This is a genomic window from Streptomyces sp. NBC_00287, assembly GCF_036173105.1.
Lineage (GTDB): Bacteria > Actinomycetota > Actinomycetes > Streptomycetales > Streptomycetaceae > Streptomyces.
Map to the genome: position 1 here is coordinate 5,814,083 of NZ_CP108053.1, position 16,730 is coordinate 5,830,812.

15 protein-coding genes and 1 riboswitch are annotated in these 16,730 nt (G+C 70.7%); of the genes, 10 read left to right on the forward strand and 5 right to left on the reverse strand.

The features are described 5' to 3' along the window. Positions 1–23: 23 nt before the first annotated feature. On the reverse strand, positions 24–908 hold the full coding sequence (locus OHT76_RS26605; RefSeq protein ID WP_328873364.1) for a bifunctional helix-turn-helix transcriptional regulator/GNAT family N-acetyltransferase: 885 nt from the start codon (positions 906–908) through the stop codon (positions 24–26). Between the two features lie 73 nt (positions 909–981). On the opposite strand from OHT76_RS26605, the gene OHT76_RS26610 reads away from it, so the two are divergent. Next, positions 982–1,545 (forward strand): DinB family protein, encoded by a 564-nt coding sequence (locus OHT76_RS26610; RefSeq protein WP_328873365.1) that lies wholly within the window; start codon positions 982–984, stop codon positions 1,543–1,545. A 48-nt stretch (positions 1,546–1,593) separates the two neighbouring features. Here the strand turns inward: OHT76_RS26610 and OHT76_RS26615 are convergent, their stop codons facing one another. Further along, on the reverse strand, positions 1,594–2,343 hold the full coding sequence (locus tag OHT76_RS26615; protein WP_328873366.1) for a hypothetical protein: 750 nt from the start codon (positions 2,341–2,343) through the stop codon (positions 1,594–1,596). Positions 2,344–2,539: 196 nt separating this feature from the next. Between OHT76_RS26615 and OHT76_RS26620 the strand changes: the two genes are divergently transcribed. Genes OHT76_RS26620 through OHT76_RS26640 form a run of 5 tightly spaced genes read left to right on the forward strand, consistent with a single transcriptional unit; the run spans position 2,540 to position 9,538 of the window. Further along, the gene (locus tag OHT76_RS26620) at positions 2,540–4,033 is read left to right on the forward strand and encodes an aldehyde dehydrogenase family protein (protein WP_328873367.1); all 1,494 of its coding nucleotides are present in this window, start codon (positions 2,540–2,542) and stop codon (positions 4,031–4,033) included. A gap of 33 nt (positions 4,034–4,066) precedes the next feature. After that, positions 4,067–5,596 carry a GMC family oxidoreductase gene (locus OHT76_RS26625; protein WP_328873368.1) on the forward strand — a complete coding sequence of 510 codons (1,530 nt, stop codon included), beginning with the start codon at positions 4,067–4,069 and terminating at the stop codon, positions 5,594–5,596. After that, on the forward strand, positions 5,596–6,642 hold the full coding sequence (locus tag OHT76_RS26630; protein WP_328873369.1) for a quaternary amine ABC transporter ATP-binding protein: 1,047 nt from the start codon (positions 5,596–5,598) through the stop codon (positions 6,640–6,642). Before OHT76_RS26625 ends, OHT76_RS26630 begins: the two co-directional genes overlap by 1 nt. Then, positions 6,643–8,580, forward strand: coding sequence for an ABC transporter permease (locus OHT76_RS26635; RefSeq protein ID WP_328873370.1), 1,938 nt, complete (start codon positions 6,643–6,645; stop codon positions 8,578–8,580). Position 8,581: 1 nt separating this feature from the next. Further along, on the forward strand, positions 8,582–9,538 hold the full coding sequence (locus tag OHT76_RS26640) for an ABC transporter substrate-binding protein (RefSeq protein WP_328873371.1): 957 nt from the start codon (positions 8,582–8,584) through the stop codon (positions 9,536–9,538). 3 nt (positions 9,539–9,541) lie between these two features. Here the strand turns inward: OHT76_RS26640 and OHT76_RS26645 are convergent, their stop codons facing one another. Then, positions 9,542–10,246 (reverse strand): isocitrate lyase/PEP mutase family protein, encoded by a 705-nt coding sequence (locus OHT76_RS26645; RefSeq protein WP_328873372.1) that lies wholly within the window; start codon positions 10,244–10,246, stop codon positions 9,542–9,544. Continuing rightward, positions 10,243–10,761, reverse strand: a complete 519-nt coding sequence (locus OHT76_RS26650; protein WP_328873373.1) for a carboxymuconolactone decarboxylase family protein — start codon at positions 10,759–10,761, stop codon at positions 10,243–10,245. The genes OHT76_RS26645 and OHT76_RS26650 overlap by 4 nt, the downstream gene beginning before the upstream one ends. A 47-nt stretch (positions 10,762–10,808) precedes the next feature. On the opposite strand from OHT76_RS26650, the gene pdxR reads away from it, so the two are divergent. From pdxR to OHT76_RS26665, 3 genes are read left to right on the forward strand one after another with little or no spacing between them, the layout of a single operon-like run. Continuing rightward, positions 10,809–12,206, forward strand: coding sequence for a MocR-like pyridoxine biosynthesis transcription factor PdxR (gene pdxR, locus OHT76_RS26655; protein WP_328873374.1), 1,398 nt, complete (start codon positions 10,809–10,811; stop codon positions 12,204–12,206). Between the two features lie 39 nt (positions 12,207–12,245). Then, positions 12,246–12,614, forward strand: a complete 369-nt coding sequence (locus tag OHT76_RS26660) for a hypothetical protein (protein ID WP_328873375.1) — start codon at positions 12,246–12,248, stop codon at positions 12,612–12,614. Between the two features lie 23 nt (positions 12,615–12,637). Next, positions 12,638–13,822 (forward strand): glutathionylspermidine synthase family protein, encoded by a 1,185-nt coding sequence (locus tag OHT76_RS26665; RefSeq protein ID WP_328873376.1) that lies wholly within the window; start codon positions 12,638–12,640, stop codon positions 13,820–13,822. Between the two features lie 15 nt (positions 13,823–13,837). Here the strand turns inward: OHT76_RS26665 and rocD are convergent, their stop codons facing one another. After that, a complete protein-coding gene (rocD, locus tag OHT76_RS26670; RefSeq protein WP_328873377.1) occupies positions 13,838–15,043 on the reverse strand; it encodes an ornithine--oxo-acid transaminase in 1,206 nt (401 codons plus the stop codon). Between the two features lie 101 nt (positions 15,044–15,144). Beyond that, a riboswitch (ZMP/ZTP riboswitch) is annotated at positions 15,145–15,234 on the forward strand. A 34-nt stretch (positions 15,235–15,268) separates the two neighbouring features. Between rocD and OHT76_RS26675 the strand changes: the two genes are divergently transcribed. Continuing rightward, positions 15,269–16,717: a glycine hydroxymethyltransferase gene (locus OHT76_RS26675; protein ID WP_328873378.1), complete on the forward strand. Its 1,449-nt coding sequence runs from the start codon at positions 15,269–15,271 to the stop codon at positions 16,715–16,717. The last annotated feature ends 13 nt before the right edge of the window (positions 16,718–16,730 follow it).

A 16,730-nucleotide genomic window follows, 5' to 3' on the forward strand; every position in this document is an offset into this window, starting at 1 on the left:
GTTCCGGGGAAACGGCGCGGGACCTAAGAGAGCCGCTTCTCGAACCAGTGGCTGGCATAGACGTTGTCGTCGTACCGCGGGATCTCCGTGTACCCGCACGCCCGGTACATCGCCTGCGCCTCCGTGAGCGCGGCATGCGTGTCCAGGCGTACGACGGACAACTCCCGTGCGCTCGCCTCGCGTTCGAGCGCGTCGAGGAGACGGCGGGCGAGCCCCAGGCGGCGAGCCTCCGGATGCACCCACACATGCCGGATCTCGCCCACGCCCGGTTCCAACTTCCGCAGCGCCCCACAGCCCACCGGCAGACTCTCCTCGTACGCCACGAAGAACGCCCCGGCGTCCCCGGACACCTCCTCGGGCCGTACGAGATCGGCGGGGTCGAAGCCTTCCGGGAAGCGGGCGTCGATATCGGCGGCGTAGGCGTCGAGACACGCGCGTGCGTCCGCTGAGGCGCCGTCGACGCGCTGGACGGTGATGGCGGCGAGGCGCAGCAGGCGCCGGGTCGTGGCCATCGCGTCGGTCAGCTCGGTGCGCTGTCCCTGGGTGAGGCCGCCGAGGAGGTCCGCCACCAGGGCGTTGGCGCGCCGCTGCTGTTCCTTGAGCTCGACGCGCCCGGCCGGGGTCAACTCCACCAACCGTGAACGACTGTCGTCCGGATGTACCCGGACCCGGATCACACCCTGGGCCTCCAGCGCCTTTGCCATCCGGCTCAAATACCCGGCGTCCAGACCGAGTCGGCTCCTGAGCTGCCGCAGGGACACCCCGTCACCGATCTCGAACAGCAGGCGGGCCTCGCCGAGGGGGCGGTCCTGGCCGAGGTAGTGGTCGTCGAGGGCGCCGATACGGCGCGTGAAATAGCGGTTGAAACGGCGGAATGCCGTCACATGCTCCGTCGACACGGGTTCCATATTTCTTTGACTTTAGTCAAAGAATCCGGGGAAGTCCAGTGCATTGTCGGTGCCCGCCCCTAGGCTGCCGCGCATGAGTGAGAACACCGAGATCTTGCTTGAACCCCCGGTCGCGGGCGACGAGGCCGACACCCTGGTCGGCTCCCTGGAACGGCAGCGCCGCATCTTCGCCTGGAAGTGCGAGGGCCTGGACGCGGCGGGCCTGAGCACACGCCTCGCGCCCTCGGCGCTCACGCTCGGCGGGCTGCTCAAGCACCTGGCGCTCGTGGAGGCCGAGTACTTCACCCTGCGGCTGCTCGGGGAGGACCCGGGCCCGCCGTGGAACGCGGTGGACTGGGAGGCGGCGCCCGACTGGGAGTGGCGTTCGGCGGCCGAGGACAGTCCCGAGGAGCTGTACACGCTCTGGCGCGAGACGGTGGCCCGCTCCCGCGCGAACATACGCAAGGTCCTGGCTGAGGGCGGCCCCGGACAGCTGGTCGCGTACAAGTCGAGAAGCGGCGAATCCCCGAGCCTGCGCCGCCTGCTGATCGACATCGTCGAGGAGTACGCCCGCCATGTGGGCCAGGTCGACCTGATCCGTGAGTCGATCGACGGCCGGGTGGGAGAGGACCCGCCGGAGGACTATCGGCCCTTCTGAAGGGGGGCGGGGTGACGCAGGCCAGGGCCGCGGGGCCCCGGGGGGCTCTCAAACGCTCTGCAACTCGTCCTGCAACTCCGCCACATCCACCGACTCGTCCGCCGCCGGAGTCCTGGACGGGACCGGCTTGTCGTACTCGGAGAAGGTCAGCCGCACATCGATGTCCTCGCCCCGCTGCGTCGCCTCGACCAGCCGGTGCGGTGAGTCGGACGTGACGTAAAGGATCGTCCGCGCGCCGTCCAGCTCACCCTCCAGCGGGATGACCTTCGTACCGTCGCGCGTCGTCTCCTCGCCCTTCTTCAGCGAAGTGCCCTCGGGGGAGGAGCCGGTGCCCACATCTCGCTGGAAGTTGTTCAGATCGCAGGTGTCGGCCATGCCCTTGAGCAGGGCGTCATCCGTGGAGCCATGGATGTAGCGGTTCTTGAACAGCTCGGCCGCCGCGTCGCCCTCACCGCCGGGCACCTGCGCCTTCCAGAACGCGGTGTCGGGCTTCATCCACACCTCTTCGCCCCGCTTGACGATCTCCACGCTGCCGCCGTCCGAGCCCATCTCCATCGTGCCGACGCAGTTGCCGTCCCGGTCCAGGGCCAGATCCATCGAGGTCGGCTGGGTCCTGCTGCTCTCCGTCCCCGCGCTGCGGTCCGTCAGCCTCAGATGGACGGACTTCGCGTCGAGGAGGTGGTCCTCCGCCTCGTCGGCGAGCTCCTGCGCGGTGGGATCGTCCCCGGCCATCGCAACCGCCGGCGCCAGCAGCAGCGTCGCGCTCACCGCGGCCGAGATCAGCGCCCGTACGGCCATGGCGTCACCTCCGTGGTGCGCATCACGCTCCTCAGCGTACGGTTCGCCCTATTTGCCCGCATGTTCAGTGACACGGCCCACTTTCGGCCATGGATTGCGCATGCATCCGGGAGCCCAGGGCAGGCGGAGCCGGTCCCCGAAGGTGACACCTATGTGACTCAGGGGCACTGAACAGGAACGGAAGGCAATACCGATCATGGCAAGGCAGCACGAACAACGGACGATCCATGTCGACGGCGAGTGGCGTGAAGCGATCTCCGGCGCCACCCGCGACATCATCGACCCAGCGGTCGCCCGGCCCTTCGCCGTGGTCGCCGAGGGCGACGAGAAGGACACCGACCTGGCGGTCGAGGCCGCCCGGCGCGCATTCCGCGAGAGCGACTGGCCGCGCACCCCGGTCGCCGAACGCGCCGCCCTCCTGCGCCGCGTCGCCGACCTCCTGGTGCGCGACCGCGAGGAACTCGGCGCGCTGGAGAGCCGCGACGCGGGCAAGACCCTGGAAGAGGGCCGCGTCGACATCGACTGTGTCGCCGACGCCTTCCGCTACTTCGCCGACCTCGTCGCCGGCGAGGCCCCGGGCCGGGTCGTGGACGCGGGCTCGCCCGATATCCACAGCGTCGTCGTGCATGAGCCGGTCGGCGTCTGCGCCCTGATCACGCCCTGGAACTACCCACTGCTCCAGGCCAGTTGGAAGATCGCCCCCGCGCTCGCCGCGGGCAACACCTTCGTCGTCAAGCCGAGCGAGATCACCCCGCTGACGACCGTCGCGCTGATCGACCTGCTGGCCGAGGCGGGCCTGCCGTCCGGCGTCGCGGGCATCGTCACCGGGCCCGGCCATTCGGTCGGCGCCCGGCTCGCCGAGCACCCCGACGTCGACCTCGTCTCCTTCACCGGCGGTCTGATCAGCGGCGTCAAGGTGGCCCAGGCGGCCGCCGTTTCGGTGAAGAAGGTCGCCCTCGAACTCGGCGGCAAGAACCCCAACGTCGTCTTCGCCGACGCCTGCGCCACCGAGGAGGGCTTCGACACCGCCGTCGACCAGGCCCTCAACGCCGCCTTCATCCACAGCGGCCAGGTCTGTTCGGCCGGCTCCCGCCTCATCGTCGAGGAGTCCCTCAGGGACCGCTTCGTCACCGAACTCGCCCGCCGCGCCGCGAAGATCCGCCTCGGCCGCGGCACCGACGAGGGCGTCGAATGCGGCCCCCTCGTCTCCGAACAGCAGCGCGCGAAGGTCGAGACGTACGTCGCCTCCGCGCTGGAGGAAGGCGCGGTGCTGCGGACGGGCGGCAAGCGCGGCGAAGGGCCCGGCTACTTCTACGAGCCGACCGTCCTCGACGCCTGCCACCGCGAGATGAAGGTCGTACGCGAAGAGGTCTTCGGCCCGGTCCTCACGGTCGAGACCTTCCGTACGGAGGACGAGGCCGTCGCCCTGGCCAACGACACCGAGTACGGCCTCGCGGGCGCCGTCTGGACCGCCGACGCGGGCCGCGCCCGCCGCGTGGCCGGACGACTGCGCCACGGCACCGTCTGGATCAACGACTTCCACCCCTATCTCCCGCAGGCGGAGTGGGGCGGCTTCGGCAAGAGCGGCGTCGGCCGCGAGCTGGGCCCCGCCGGCCTCGCCGAGTACCGCGAGAGCAAGCACATCTACCAGAACCTCGCGCCGAAGCCCGTCCGTTGGTTCACCGGCTGACCCCCTCCCCGCACCTCCCTGGAGTAACCCCCCATGCCTCAGAACACCCATGTCTACGATTACGTCGTGATCGGCGGCGGCACCGCCGGCTCCGTCATCGCCTCACGCCTGACCGAGAACCCCGATGTCACCGTCGCCGTCATCGAGGGCGGCCCGAGCGACGTCGGCCGTGACGACGTCCTCACCCTGCGCCGCTGGATGGGCCTGCTCGGCGGCGAGCTGGACTACGACTACCCCACCACCGAGCAGCCGCGCGGCAACTCCCACATCCGGCACAGCCGCGCCCGCGTCCTCGGCGGATGCTCCTCGCACAACACCCTGATCGCCTTCAAGCCCCTGCCCTCCGACTGGGACGAGTGGGAGGCGGCCGGCGCCAAGGGCTGGGGCGCGGTGCCGATGGAGGCGTACTACGCGCGGCTGCTGAACAACATCGTCCCGGTCGACGAGAAGGACCGGAACGCCATCGCCCGCGACTTCGTCGAGGCGGCTCAGGAGGCCCTCGGCGTCCCGCGCGTGGAGGGCTTCAACAAGAAGCCGTTCACCGAGGGCGTCGGTTTCTTCGACCTCGCCTACCACCCGGAGAACAACAAGCGTTCGTCCGCGTCGGTGGCGTATCTGCACCCGGTGATGGACGAGCGGCCCAATCTCCGCATCTACCTTGAGACCTGGGCCCACAAGCTGGAGCTGAACGGCACCCGCGCCGAGGGCGTGCACGTCCGCGCCAAGGACGGCGAGGAGTTCCTCGTCCGCGCCCGCAACGAGGTGCTGCTCTGCGCCGGCGCCGTCGACTCGCCGCGGCTGCTGCTGCACTCGGGCATCGGGCGCCGCGAGGACCTCGAGGCGCTCGGCATACCCGTCGCGCTCGATCTGCCGGGCGTCGGCGAGAACCTGCTCGACCACCCCGAGTCGGTGATCGTCTGGGAGACGAACGGCCCCATCCCGGAGAACTCCGCGATGGACTCCGACGCGGGCCTGTTCGTGCGCCGCGACCCCGAACACGCGGGCCCGGACCTGATGTTCCACTTCTACCAGATCCCGTTCACGGACAACCCGGAGCGACTGGGCTACGAGCGCCCGGAGTTCGGCGTCTCGATGACCCCGAACATCCCCAAGCCGAAGTCCCGCGGCCGTCTGTACCTGACGAGCCCGGACCCGTCCGTGAAGCCCGCCCTGGACTTCCGCTACTTCACCGACGAGGACGACTACGACGGGCGGACACTGGTCGACGGCATCCGCATCGCCCGCGAGATCGCCAAGAGCGAGCCGCTGGCCGGCTGGCTCAAGCGCGAGGTCTGCCCGGGACCGGAGATCCTCGGCGACGCGGAGCTGAGCGAGTACGCCCGTAAGGTCGCGCACACCGTGTACCACCCGGCGGGCACCTGCCGGATGGGCGCGGCCGACGATGAACTGGCGGTGGTGGACCCACAGTTGAGGATCCGTGGCCTCCAGGGCATCCGTATCGCCGATGCCTCGGTCTTCCCGACCATGCCCGCCGTGAACCCGATGATCGGCGTGCTCATGGTCGGGGAACGAGCCGTGGACCTGATCGGTGGTGATGCGTGATGAACGGCACCCCGGTCTTCTCCGTGGACGGCCTGTGGAAGGTCTTCGGCCCGAAGGCGGACCGAGTCCCCACGGACCCCGAACTGTCCGCGCTCTCCCCTGCCGAACTCCGCTCCCGCACCGGCTGCACGGCAGCGGTCAGGGACGTCTCCTTCGACGTCCGCAAGGGCGAGGTCTTCGTCGTCATGGGCCTGTCCGGCTCGGGCAAGTCCACCCTGGTCCGCTGTCTGACCCGCCTGATCGAGCCGACGTCCGGCACGATCGCCATCGACGGCGAGGATGTCCGCGCCATGGACAAGTCCCGCCTGCGCGAACTGCGCCGCCACCGCGCGGCGATGGTCTTCCAGCACTTCGGCCTGCTGCCCCACCGCACGGTCCTCGACAACGTCGCATACGGCCTGGAGATCCAGGGCGTCGGCAAGTCCGAACGCCGCGAACGCGCCGCCGAGGTCGTCGCCAAGGTCGGCCTGGAGGGCATGGAACAGCGCAAGCCGAGCCAGCTCTCGGGCGGCCAGCGCCAACGAGTGGGCCTGGCCCGCGCGCTGGCGGTGGACCCGGAGGTGCTTCTCTTCGACGAGCCCTTCAGCGCCCTCGACCCCCTGATCCGCCGGGACATGCAGGAGGAGGTCATCCGCCTGCACCGCGAAGAGGGCCGCACGATGGTCTTCATCACGCACGACTTGAGCGAGGCCCTGAAACTGGGCGACCGCATCGCACTGATGCGAGACGGCCGAGTGGTCCAGCTCGGCACCCCGGAGGAGATCGTCGGTTCCCCGGCCGACGACTACGTCCGCGAGTTCGTCCGGGACGTACCGCGCGAGCAGGTGATGACGGTGCGTACGGCCATGCGTCCCGGCGACTGCGGTGGCCCGGACCATGTGGGTGCGCTGGCCGCCGACGCGGTGGTCGCCGAGGCCATCAAGGTCGTCGCCCGCAGTCATCAGCCCGCCTGTGTCATGGAGGACGGTCGGTGTCTGGGGGTTGTCGACCACGAACGGTTGCTGGACGTCGTGGCCGGAACGGAGCTCCACAAGGAGGCGGTCTGAATGGCTACGGTCACCGCATCGACCCCTGGTGTGCTCCCCGGCGGCCTGCTCAGGCACCGGGCCGTCCACAAGCTGCTGCTCCTGGCGCTCGCCGCCGCGATCCTCGTACCCCTGGCCAACTCCCGCTGGGCCAGCGGCACCTGGCCCGACGCCCTCACCGTCGACCTCACCACCCCGCTGACCACCACCAGCGACTGGATCATCGACAACCGGGACAGCCACCCGCTGTTCCTCCACTTCCTCGGCCACATCAGCAACGCGGTCGTCATGGGCGTACGCGTCGTCTATCTGTTCCTGCTGGCCGCGGGCTGGGCCGGTGTCACCGCGCTCGGCGCCCTCGTCGCCTGGCGGGTCGCGGGCGCCCGGCTCGCCCTGGGCACCGCTGCCGCCTTCCTGACCTGCGGCGCCCTCGGTATGTGGGTGCCCACCATGCAGACGCTCGCCCTGATGGTGGTCGCCGTGCTGGCGTCCGTCGTCGTGGGCGCGCTGCTCGGGCTTGCCTCGGGCCTGTCCGACCGCCTGGACAGGGCCCTGCGCCCGGTCCTGGACACCATGCAGGTGCTCCCCGCCTTCGCCTACCTCCTCCCGGTCGTCCTGATCTTCGGCATCGGCGTACCCGCGGCCGTCCTCGCCACCGTCGTCTACGCCGCCCCGCCCATGGCCCGCCTCACAGCCCTCGGCCTGCGCGGCGCCGACAAGGAGGTGCTGGAGGCCGTCGACTCCCTCGGCGCCACCGCCCGCCAGCGACTGCTGACCGCCCGCATTCCGCTGGCCCGCAAGGAACTCCTCCTCGGCGTCAACCAGACGATCATGATGGCGCTGTCCATGGCCGTCATCGCGTCGGTCATCGGCGCCGGCGGCCTGGGCGACCGCGTCTACCAGGCCCTGGCCTCGGTCGACGTGGGCGCGGCCCTGGCAGCCGGCATTCCGATCGTGCTGCTGGCGGTCGTACTGGACCGCGTAACGGCCGCGGCGGGCGACGGCACCGAGCGAACAGGCCGCGCGGGCTGGGTGTACGCCCTTGTCGCCGCCCTGGCCGTCGCCGTGGCCGGACGTCTCATGGGCCGCCTCGACTGGCCCGACGCCTGGGTGCTGAACATCGCCGAACCGGTCAACCGCGCCGTCGACTGGATGACCGCCCACCTCTACTCCGGCGTCCCCGTCATCGGCGGCACAGCCGAATGGGCGGGACACTTCACCACCTGGGTCCTGGACCCCGTACGCGACGGCCTCCAGTGGCTGCCCTGGTGGGCCGTACTGCTCGTCGTCGCCGCACTCGCCTGGCTGATCGGCACCTGGCGCACCGCGCTCACCGCGACCCTCGCCATGGCCGCGATCGGAGTGCTCGGCGTATGGGAGCCGTCCCTGGACACCCTGTCCCAGGTGCTGGCCGCCGTCGCCGTCACGTTGGTCCTCGGCGTCGCGACCGGTGTCGCGGCGGCCCGCAGCGATCGGGTGGACCGCGCCCTGCGCCCGGTCCTGGACATCTTCCAGACGATGCCGCAGTTCGTGTATCTGATCCCGGTCGTCGCGCTGTTCGGCGTCGGCCGCGCCCCCGCCGTCGCGGCGGCCGTCGTCTACGCGCTGCCCGCCGTCGTCCGTATCACCGCACAGGGCCTGCGCCAGGTCGACCCCGCCGCCCTGGAGTCGGCCCGCTCGCTCGGCGCGACCCCTGCCCAGCAGCTGTGGCAGGTCCAACTCCCGCTCGCCCGCCGCTCCTTGCTGCTCGCCGTCAACCAGGGCGTGGTCCTGGTCCTCGCCGTCGTCATCATCGGCGGCCTGGTCGGCGGTGGCGCGCTCGGCTACGACGTCGTCTTCGGCCTCGCCCAGGGCGACCTGGCGACGGGCCTGGTGGCCGGTGCCGCGATCGTCTGTCTGGGCCTGATGCTCGACCGGGTGACCCAGCCGACGGATCGCCGTACGAAGAAGGGAGCGTGACATGCGAGTTCGCATCACTGTGACCGCTGCCGTGGGCGGCGCGCTGCTCCTGCTCACCGGCTGCGGCGCCGCCGACATGACCAAGCAGGCCTCGCCGTTCGCCAACGCCCAGGGCGCCAAGACGGTCACCCTGTCCGTCCAGTCCTGGGTCGGCGCCCAGGCCAACGTGGCCGTCGCCCAGTATCTGCTGGAGCACGAGCTCGGCTACCGCGTCGACACCGTCCAGGTCGACGAGGTGCCCGCCTGGGACGCGCTCAGCCAGGGCCGGGTCGACGCGATCATGGAGGACTGGGGCCACCCCGACCAGGAACAGCGATACGTCCAGGACAAGAAGACGATCGTCAACGGCGGCGGCCTCGGCGTCACCGGCCACATCGGCTGGTACGTCCCGACGTACTTCGCAAAGCAGCATCCGGACGTCACAGACTGGAAGAACCTCAACAAGTACGCCGACCAGATGCGCACCCCGGAGAGCGGCGGCAAGGGCCAGCTGATGGACGGCTCGCCCTCCTACGTCACCAACGACAAGGCGCTGGTGCAGAACCTCGACCTGGACTACCAGGTGGTGTTCGCCGGTTCGGAGGCCGCCCAGATCACCCAGATCAAGCAGTTCGCCAAGGAGCAGAAGCCCTTCCTGACCTACTGGTACGCCCCCCAGTGGCTGTTCAAGAAGGTCCCCATGACCGAGGTGAAGCTGCCGGCGTACAAGGAGGGCTGCGACGCGGACCCGGAGAAGGTGGCCTGCGCCTATCCGCACACCCCGCTGCAGAAGTACCTCAACGCCGACTTCGCGAAGGACGGCGGCGAGGCCGCGGCGTTCCTGAAGAAGTTCAAGTGGACGACCGAGGACCAGAACGAGGTCTCCCTGATGATCGCCGACCAGAAGCTGACCCCCGAGGAGGCGGCGAAGAAGTGGGCGGACAGCCACGAGTCCACCTGGCGGTCGTGGCTGTCCTGACGGTCACCGCAGCAGCCCGGCGATCCCTTCCGTCGCCCGGCGCTGCAAGTACGGCCCGAAGGTGATCCGCGTGGCCCCTCGCTCCCCGAGCTCGGCGGGCGAGGGGCCCTCACCCACCTTGGCGATCACATTCATCGGCCCCTGGATCCCGGCCCGCAGCAGCGGCAGTACGGCCGTGGGGGCGCCGATCGGATACACGCAGTCGGCGCCCGCGGCGACGTACAACGCGGCCCGCTCGATGACCCGTTCGGGTTTCGCGACCCCCCGGATGAAGGTGTCGATACGCGCGTTGACGAAGAGCCGGTCCGCGGCGGCGGCCCGTACCTCGGCGAGCCAGTCGGCATGCTCGCGCGGATCCTTGAGCACACCCTCTTCGGAGTCCTCGAGGTTGCACCCGACGGCCCCCGCCTCCAGCAACCGCTCCACCAGTTCCTTCGGCGCGAGCCCGTACCCGCCCTCGACGTCCGCCGACACCGGCACGTCCACGGCCCGCACGATCCGCGCGACCGCCGCGAACATCTCGTCGGCCGGGGTCCCCCCGTCCTCGTACCCGAGCGAGGCGGCGACCCCGGCGCTGGGCGTGGCGAGCGCCGGGAACCCGGCCTCCTGCAGGGCACGCGCGCTCGCCGCGTCCCATGGGCCCGGCAGGACGAGCGGATCGCCCGGGGTCCGGTGCCGGTGCAGGGCACGAAAGACCTCGACGGTCACCGATGGCCGCCCGGCTGGTAGTGGCCCGGCGTCATCCGGCAGGTCACCCCGAACCGGTTCCAGGCGTTGATCACCGTGATCGCGGCGATCAGCTGGGCCAGCTCCGGCTCCTCGAAGTGGGCGGCGGCCTGCGCGTACACCTCGTCCGGCACGAAACCGTCCGTGAGCACGGTGACCGCCTCGGTCAGCGCGATGGCCGCGAGCTCCTTCTCGGTGTAGAAGTGCGCCGACTCCTCCCAGGCGGAGAGCTGGATGATCCGCTCCACGCTCTCCCCGGCCGCCAGCGCGTCCTTGGTGTGCATGTCCAGGCAGAACGCGCAGTGGTTGAGCTGCGAGGCGCGGACCTTCACCAGCTCCAGCAGCTTCGGGTCCGTGCCCCGGCGGGCGGCGGCGTCGAGCCGGACCATCGCCTTGTACACCTCGGGCGCGTGCTCGGCCCAGAGCAGTCGAGGGGCGTGCTCGGGGGCGTATTCGGCAGGGGCTTCCGGGGCGGTGTGATCAGTGGTCGTCGTCATGCCCTCGACCCTACGAAGGGAAAGGCCCAGGAGTATGGTCCATTTCCATGGCAGATACATGGGCCACTTCTGGAACCCTGGGCATCGACCTCCACCTGGAGCCGACCGCCGGACCCGGGCTGCGTCGAGGCCTGACCGACGCCCTGCGCGAGGCCGTCCGCACCGGCCGGCTGGCCCCCGGCACCCGGCTGCCCTCCTCCCGCTCCCTCTCCGCCGACCTCGGCATCGCCCGCAACACCGTCGCCGACGCCTACGCCGACCTCGTCGCCGAGGGCTGGCTCACCGCCCGCCAGGGCTCGGGCACCCGAGTCGCCGAGGGCCGCTCCACACCCCCCACGGCCACCGCCCCGACCCGCCGAGTCCGCCCCCGCCCGGTGCATGACCTGACCGCCGGCACCCCCGACCTCGCCTCCTTCCCCCGCGCCGAATGGCTCAAGGCGGCCCGCCGCGCCCTGAACACGGCCCCCTACGACGTCCTCGGCTACGGCGACCCACGCGGCCGCATCGAACTGCGCACCGCCCTCGCGAGCTACCTCTCCCGCGCCCGAGGCGTACGCGCCGACCCCGACCGCATCGTCATCTGCGCCGGCTTCCCCCACGGCGTGCGCCTCCTCGGCACAGTCCTGCGGGCCCGCGGCGCCCGAACAGTCGCCGTCGAGTCCTACGGACTCCCCGAACACCGCAAGGTGTTGGCGCGGACAGGACTCACCACCACCCCCCTCCCCTTCGACGAACTCGGCACGGACCCCGATGAGTTGACGGACGCCGGTGCCGTACTGCTCACGCCCGCCCACCAGTTCCCCATGGGCGCCGTCCTGCACCGCTCCCGGCGTGCCGCCGTCGTGGACTGGGCCCGGCGCACCGGCGGCCTGATCCTGGAGGACGACTACGACGGCGAGTTCCGCTACGACCGCCAGCCCGTCGGCGCACTCCAGGGCCTGGACCCCGACCATGTCGTCTACCTGGGCACCGCCAGCAAATCCCTCGCCCCCGGCCTGCGCCTGGCCTGGCTTGTCCTGCCGCCCGCCCTGGTGGAGCCGGTGACGACGGCCAAGGGCGACGTGGACACCTGCGGGGTGCTCGACCAGCTCACCCTGGCCGAGTTCATCGCCCACGGCGCCCACGACCGCCACGTCCGCGCGTCCCGGCTGCGCTACCGCCGACGCCGGGACGCCCTGGTCGCCGCCCTCGCCGAGCGCGCCCCGGACGTCCGCGTCACCGGCGTCGCGGCCGGCCTGCACGCCGTCCTGTGCCTGCCACCCGGCACCGAGGCGTCCGTCGTCCAGGCGGCCCACTGGCAGGGCCTGTCCCTGCACGGCCTGGCGTACTTCCGCCACGAACAGGCCACCGCCGAGCCCCTCGACGCCCTCGTCGTCGGCTACGGAACCCCGCCCGACCACGCATGGGCGGGGGCCCTCGAAGCCCTGTGCAGGGTGCTGCCGTAAGGTGATCGCGCAGCCGAAGGACACGGGGAGAGACGGGACATGGCTCAGACAAAGCGCCGACTGCGGTCCAGCACGGTGGTGCTCGGCGGTATGGGAGTCGTCGCGGCGGCACTGACCTCCTGCAGCTCCGAGCCCGACCGCCGCTGTGTCGACCGGGACAGCTACACCTGGGACGGCTACAAGGTCATCGCCGACAAGAACTGCAAGTCGGGCACCTCGGGTTCCTCCGGCTCGGCGTACGGCAAGAGCGGCAAGAAGAAGACGGGCAAGGGCGGCAGCAGCGACGCCGCCTGGTACTACGACGCCGAAGTCGACGGCGGCCACGCCGACTACGGCACCTTCAGCCGCAGCGAGGCCGTCGACCGCGGCGGCTTCGGCTGCTCCGGCTCCGGCAGCGGCGGCGGCTGAGCGGGCTTTCACGGACGTACGCCATGGAACGCCGCACCATCGAACCCCGCCCCGGCTGGCAGCAGACCGTCGAGGAACAGGGGCTGATCTACCCGCTCACCCGCTACCCCGACAACTCCCTGCGCCCGTACTGGGACGAGAGCGCCTACTACGTCTTCTCCCTGGAGGAGGTCGAGGCGCTGGAGGAGGTCGTCGAGGAGCTTCACCGCATGTGTCTGCGGGCGGCGGAGCACATCGTCACCTCCGGGCGCCTCGCCGACCTCGGCATCACCGACCCGCGCGTGGCGCAGGCGGTCACCGAGGCCTGGCGCCGCCGCAGCGAACTCCCGTCCGTCTACGGCCGTTTCGATCTGCGCTATGACGGCCGTGGCCCGGCGAAGCTCCTGGAGTACAACGCCGACACGCCCACCTCCCTGGTCGAGGCCGCCTCCCCGCAGTGGTTCTGGATGGAGGAGCGCTTCCCCGGCGCCGATCAGTGGAACTCCCTCCATGAACGCCTGATCGCCGCCTGGAAGAAGCAGGCCGCCCTCCTCCCGCCCGGCAGCCCCCTGTACTTCGCGCACTCCTCCGCCGACGAGCTCGGCGAGGACCTGATGACGGTGGCCTACCTCAAGGAGACCGCCGAGCAGGCCGGCCTCGACACCGACTGGATCTCCATGGAGGAGATCGGCTGGGACCGTCTCTCCGGACGCTTCGTCGACAACCGGCTCCGCTTCATCCGCAGTTGCTTCAAGCTCTACCCCTGGGAGTGGCTCACCACCGACCGCTTCGCCGACCACGTCCTGGACACCCTCGACAACGGCGGCGGTACCGGATCCACCCTCTGGATCGAACCGGCCTGGAAGATGCTCCTGTCCAACAAGGCCCTGCTGGCGATCCTCTGGGAGCTCTACCCCGGCCACCCCAACCTGCTCCCCGCCCATCTCGACGGCCCACGCGAACTCGCCCACACCGCCGGCTACGTCGCCAAGCCCCTGCTGGGCCGCGAAGGCGCGGGCGTCACGGTCCACGAACCGGGCGCCGACCCCGTGATCCGCGACGAGCCCTGCTGCTACCAGGAGTTGGCTCCCCTGCCCGACTTCGACGGCAACCGGGTCGTCCTCGGCGCCTGGGTCGTCGAGGACGAGTCGGCGGGCCTAGGCATCCGGGAGTCCTCCGGACTCATCACGGACGAGTACGCCCGCTTCCTGCCACACGTCATCCTCTAGAGGGTCCCCCAGCCTCTAGACCCCCAGCACGGCCCGGAGTTGGGCAAGCCCCCAGTCCAGATCCTCCTTGCCGATCACCAGCGGCGGCGCGATCCGGATCGTCGGGCCATGGGTGTCCTTCACCAGCACCCCGCGATCCATCAGCTTCTCCGAAACCTCGCGCCCGGTTCCGTACGCCCGGGCGATGTCCACGCCCGCCCACAGTCCGCGGCCCCGCACCTCCGTCACCCGTCCTGTGTCGGCCAGCGCCGCCAGCTCCCGGTGCAGATGCTCGCCGAGCTCCGCGGAGCGCGCCTGGTACTCGCCCGACCGCACCATCGCGATCACCTCCAGCGCCACCGCACAGGCCAGCGGATTCCCCCCGAACGTCGACCCGTGCTCCCCGGGCCGGAACACCCCCAGCACCTCCGCCGACGACACCACCGCCGACACCGGCACCACACCGCCCCCGAGCGCCTTGCCCAGCACATACATGTCCGGCACCACCCCCTCGTGCTCGCACGCGAAGGTCCGCCCCGTCCGCCCGAGGCCCGACTGGATCTCATCGGCCACGAACAGCACGTTCCGCTCCCGAGCCAGCTCCCGCACCGCCGGCAGATAACCGGACGGCGGCACGATCACCCCCGACTCGCCCTGGATCGGCTCCAGCAGCACCGCGACGGTGTTCTCCGTCATCGCCGCCCGCATCGCCGTCAGATCTCCGTACGGCACGATCTCGAACCCCGGTGTGTACGGCCCGAAGTCGGCGCGCGCCTCCGGATCGGTGGAGAAGCTGATGACCGTCGTCGTACGGCCATGGAAATTGCCGCCCGCGACCACGATCTTCGCCCTCTCGGCGGGCACGCCCTTGACCCGGTACCCCCACTTCCGGGCGGTCTTGACCGCGGTCTCCACCGCCTCCACGCCGGTGTTCATCGGCAGCACCATCTCCATGCCGCACAACTGCGCGAGCTCCTCGCAGAATGCGGCGTACCGATCGTGATGGAACGCCCGCGACGTCAGCGTCACCCGCTCCAGCTGCGCCTTGGCCGCCTCGATGATCCGCCGGTTGCGGTGCCCGAAATTGAGGGCCGAGTAACCGGCCAGCAGATCCAGATACCGCCGCCCCTCCACATCCGTCATCCACGCCCCGTCGGCAGAGGCGACGACGACCGGCAGCGGCGCGTAGTTGTGCGCACCGTGCGCCTCGGCCGTGGCGATGAGGGTTTCCGTAGTGCTCACGGGACCTCCAGAAGACACCGGAAGACAAGCGGGACCCCCTTCCTATCCTTGCTCGGATGGTGGACGCGGGACCTTCGCCCGACGGCGCGCCCGGTAGGCTGGCGGCGGGCCGTGACTGGCGCGCTGGGATGGGACCGACCATCGGGGAGCGGCCCGGTCGTGACTGTGTGCCGTGCGCCTGGGCCGAACCGTGAACGCTGAACGCCACGCCGTCCGGAGGCCGACTTGTCCGAGCAGCCCTTGTCCAATGAATCCACCGCCTTCCGCGCCGCCCTCGACGTCATCCGCGCCGTGGAGCCGCGGGTCGCCGATGCCATCGGCCAGGAGGTCCACGACCAGCGCGAGATGCTCAAACTGATCGCGTCCGAGAACTACGCCTCCCCGGCCACCCTGCTCGCGATGGGCAACTGGTTCAGCGACAAGTACGCCGAGGGCACCATCGGCCGCCGCTTCTACGCCGGCTGCCGCAATGTCGACACCGTCGAGTCCCTCGCCGCGGAACACGCCAAGGAACTCTTCGGCGCCCGCCACGCCTACGTCCAGCCGCACTCCGGCATCGACGCCAACCTCGTCGCCTTCTGGTCCGTCCTCGCCGCCCGCGTCGAGGCCCCCGCTCTGGAGAAGGCCGGCGTCCGCCAGGTCAACGACCTCTCCGACGCCGACTGGGCCGAGCTGCGCCAGGCCTTCGGTAACCAGCGCATGCTCGGCATGTCCCTGGACGCCGGCGGCCATCTCACCCACGGCTTCCGCCCGAACATCTCCGGCAAGATGTTCGACCAGCGCTCCTACGGCACCGACTCGGCCACCGGCCTGATCGACTACGAGGCGCTGCGGGTGTCGGCCCGTGAGTTCAAGCCGCTGATCATCGTGGCCGGGTACTCCGCCTACCCCCGTCTGGTGAACTTCCGGATCATGCGGGAGATCGCCGACGAGGTCGGCGCGACCCTGATGGTCGACATGGCCCACTTCGCGGGCCTGGTCGCCGGCAAGGTCCTCACCGGCGACTTCGACCCGGTCCCGCACGCCCAGATCGTCACCACCACCACCCACAAGTCGCTGCGCGGCCCGCGCGGCGGCATGGTCCTGTGCGACGACTCCCTCAAGGACCAGGTCGACCGCGGCTGCCCGATGGTCCTCGGTGGCCCGCTCCCGCACGTCATGGCCGCCAAGGCGGTGGCGCTGGCGGAGGCCCGCCAGGACTCGTTCCGCGACTACGCCCAGCGCATCGTCGACAACTCCCGCGCCCTCGCCGAGGGCCTGATGCGCCGGGGCGCGACCCTGGTCACGGGCGGCACGGACAACCACCTGAATCTGATCGACGTGGCCGGCTCGTACGGCCTCACCGGCCGCCAGGCCGAGGCCGCGCTGCTGGAGTCCGGCATCGTCACCAACCGCAACGCCATCCCGGCCGACCCCAACGGCGCCTGGTACACCTCCGGCATCCGCATCGGCACCCCCGCCCTGACCACCCGCGGTCTCGGCACCGCCGAGATGGACGAGGTCGCCGGCCTCATCGACCGCGTCCTCACCACCGCGGAGCCCGGCACCACCAAGTCCGGCGCCCCCTCCAAGGCCGCCCACGTCCTCGACCCCAAGATCGCGGACGAGATCTCGCACCGGGCGACCGATCTGGTGGCCGGTTTCCCGCTGTACCCGGAGATCGACCTCGGCTGATCAACACTCTCTG